Origin of the sequence: Evansella sp. AB-rgal1, from assembly GCF_041820985.1 — a bacterium.
Classification (GTDB): Bacteria; Bacillota; Bacilli; order Bacillales; family Salisediminibacteriaceae; genus Evansella.
Genome location: NZ_JBGUAU010000065.1, coordinates 1 through 3,753, shown reverse-complemented (window position 1 = coordinate 3,753; position 3,753 = coordinate 1). Strand labels below are relative to the sequence as shown.

Sequence of the window (3,753 nt, the reverse complement as noted above, 5' to 3'; positions counted from 1 at the left end):
TACCTGTCCCCGTGTCCACCTTAATTGGGCAAATAAGAACTGTCCCTGTTTGCCAAGTGCTACTTTTTAGTACTGTGAATTCCTCTATTCGTGGTACTTCAATATTTTTTGTATTAATTCTTCTGGATTCTCTCTACCATCTACATTAATTCGTGGGATAGTATACCGAGACTGTTTATTACTCATAATTCCTTCCTCAACAGTATAAGACAGTTTATATCCTATTTCTTTCAATATTTCAATTACAGTTTCATTGTAACCACCATACGGATATGTAAAAGAGTACACTTCATTCCCAACATTCTTTTCTATTTCCAGTTTAATTTTTAATAAATCTTCAAATATCCTTTGTTTATATTCTTCTTCTGACTCTTCTATTCCATCAGTTACCATTTTAGTCGAAAGAACAGGGCCCTTCCCATTTATACCTTCAATAGAATAATGATGATCGTATGTATGACTTTGAATGTCTATCCAACCAGATTCATACATCTCCTTAGCCTGTTCCCAACTGAAATGAGGAAATTCTCCAGGAGTTTGGCCGCGAGAATGTCCTATCACATATAAAGTTGCATACATTTCTTGTTCTTGTAAAATTGGATAAGCTAATTTAAAATTGCTCAAATAACCATCATCTATTGTAATCACTAATGGATTTTCTGGTAGTTGTTTACCTTCCGTTAAATGAAGTAATAAGTCTTTTTCCCTAATTGAAGTAAATCCTGCTTCTTTTAAAGCTATTAGTTGTTGTCGAAATAAATTGGGATCGACTATTAAGCTTGTTGCAGCATCTTGCTCAAAATGATGATACATTAATACAGTAATTATTGGATTTTCTTCAATATCTTCATTGCATCCAACTAAAATGAGGATACTTAATATCAGGAAACTAACTTTACATCTATACAAGTAATAACACCTCACAATTGATAACTACTAGTTAATTTTATCATGAAGTATTAGTTTTTACATTAAAACTAGTAACAATTCAGTCGTATAACCCTACCGGACTCAACAAAAAGACTGCTTATAGGACATTTGGACATATTTAGTGTAGTTACTAGGTACCTTTTTCTAGTATAATTCCATTTTTACTATTGTGGGAATTTACTAAGAAAAACCCTACAGAGAATACTCTGTAGGGTTTTAACAATTGTAGTTTATTTTATTATTGAACTACTCGCCTTTAATGTAAATGTACCACCATTAGGCTTAAGAACTGTGATTTCAAATGAACCACCAGCATCTACATCAGCAACGCTCGTTACACGGTCTCCGTTTGCTTTTCTGAAGTTTGAACCAGTGTTTTGAGTTAATCCAACTTGCATACTAGCACCGTATTGATCTCTTTGAGCTAAATCAGCAACTATAGCATCAAGGTTAGCTCTGTTAGTATGAGGAACAGACACAGTTGTAGCATTAATTCTATTTGCTAGATTTGAAGGAATCACTAAATCTGTTAATACTGGAGCTTCTTTTGATACTTTAAGTTCTCCAGTTTTAGTATTTCCATAAGCAGATACAATAAAGTTAACGTCTGCTACTTTTGCAGTTCCAGCATAGCTAGGAGCAGATGCAACAGCAATTTTTCTGTTTGCTGGGTCGTAAGTAGCTACTTGACCGTTTGAAGTAAATGTCACTGCATTAGCAGGAATTAATGCACGGTTTCCATTTGTATCTACACCGTATACTTTCAATTCATAGTCAGCAAATCCAGCTGTTCCCTCTGCTGTTACTCCATCGTTAAGAACTGATACTGAACCGAATTCTAAGCTTGTAACATCGCTTGCTTCAATAACTTGTGATGTATAACGGTATGATGAATTAGAAACTGGTTGAGCATCTCCATCAGTATCAACTTTTAGTAAACTAATAGTGATGTTAGAAGCACCTTTAGTTGCTCCAGCACCTAAAGTAACTGTATTGTTATTACCATCAAGTGTATCATTAGACACTGTTACATTTGCATTATTACTTGTAACTTTTACTTGATAGTTACCAGGAGCATCACCAATAGTTGGATTAGTACTCATTGTTCTACCATATTGATCTCTAAAAGTAAGGTTGTTAGCTGTTAATGGAATAGAATCGCCTGCAATAATGTTGCTCTCAATGTTTTTGATACCACTTACAGAAGCAGCATGAGCATTTGCACGAAGATTAACCGCACGTTGTACAACTTCTGTTCCAGTTGTAGCAATGATTGTTATATTTCTATCTTGTGCTAGTGCATTTGCATTATCTACACCAGAAGTATTAACTTCTAAGTAAACTTTATTATCTGTAAAGTCTCTTACGAAGTTAACATTGTTATTTGCTAATCCCGTAGGTGCATTAGCAATACTGAAGTTAACAGCGTTCAGTGTATTAACATTTGTTACCTCATTACCTTCTTGATCTAATGCTGTAAATGGAATGCGGAAAGTTTCTCCAGCAACAGCCATTGTAGGAGCACCAAGAGTTAATTTTTGTACCGCTAGTGCAGCAGGTACTTCTAATTTATATGATGCAGATTGACCTGAAGTAGCAGATATAAAGTTAAAGTTAGTTGTACCTTGCGAGAAAGTAACACTACTTGTTAATGGTACTGAAATATAATCTACACCATCAACACGTACGTCAGTAGCCCCGGCAAAATTTAAAGTTGCAATATTTGTGTTTGTGTTACTAGCTACAAAAGTTGTTCCAGGTTGACCTAATTGAGTAGCATTTAATGCATTACCATATTGGTCTTTAGCTTGAATCAATAGGCTATATCCATTTGTAGATTCACCAGCACGTGGCGCTCCTAATGTAGCATGGTGTAAACCTTTTACATCAAAAGATGAAACTAAAGCTTGAGAAGATACCTTAACTGTTTTTGATACAAATTTACCACTATTAGCATTTAATAGAGAAACTGTAACATTAGACTCTAATGTAAATCCATTAGTATTTCCAATTGTTAATACACCATTTGCAGCGGATGTAACACTACCTACACTAGTTGTAGCAGTAACATTTACATCATCAGTAATGTTTTCTCCGTATTGGTTTTTCACTTGATATGCTATTGTTGCAGAAGTTCTAGAAGTGTTGTTATTAACTATTGCTACGTCAGAAGGAATTGTGATTTCTTCCACACGCTCATCTGCTAATTCAAATTTGTAAGAAACTTCTTCTTCTCCTTCTTTAACAACAAGAACATAGTCTCCACCAACAAATTTATTAGGAAGCTCTAAAGATACTTCTTTACGATCTTCAGTAAATACTTTTTCAGAAACATTAACTACAGCTCCACCTTCACGTTGTAATTCAACAACAGCGTCAGCAGAAAGAGCTTTATTAAATTTAGCAACAACAGTTGTGCTATTAGAAGCAGCAACAGATTGAACTACTAAATCTCCAGCAATGCGTTGTTCTACAATTTGTTTAACTCCTGCATCACGATATAAGAATGTAGCAAATTGCTCACGTAATACTGGACGATCTGTTCCGTATTGAGTTGCGGAAACACCTTGAGTAAGCTCAGCTTGGTAGATTGCTTTAATGTAATTTTCGTAGAAACCAGCAATATCTCCAAATGGAGTTTCTAAGTCAGAAGCATCAGCTAATTCAAGAGCTCTTGTTAGGATAGCTGCCATTTGTCCACGAGTTAAAGTATCAGTTGGGGCAAATTTATCAGCAGATACTCCAGTAATAATTCCCGTAAAAAGTAGCACCTACTCGCGTGGGATCAAATTCTAAAAGCCTGAGTAGGTGCTACGTTAATTT

Annotated in this window: 2 protein-coding genes; both read right to left on the bottom strand. The window is 35.0% G+C overall.

Annotation, left to right across the window (positions count from 1 at the left end; genetic code table 11):
• Nucleotides 1–84: 84 nt before the first annotated feature.
• Entirely contained in the window at nucleotides 85–909 is an 825-nt protein-coding gene (locus ACERII_RS25560) for a polysaccharide deacetylase family protein (RefSeq protein ID WP_373645827.1), read from the bottom strand.
• Nucleotides 910–1,160: 251 nt separating this feature from the next.
• Complete coding sequence (locus tag ACERII_RS25555) at nucleotides 1,161–3,701, bottom strand: S-layer homology domain-containing protein (RefSeq protein WP_373645826.1); 2,541 nt, start codon at nucleotides 3,699–3,701, stop codon at nucleotides 1,161–1,163.
• Nucleotides 3,702–3,753 lie beyond the last annotated feature (52 nt).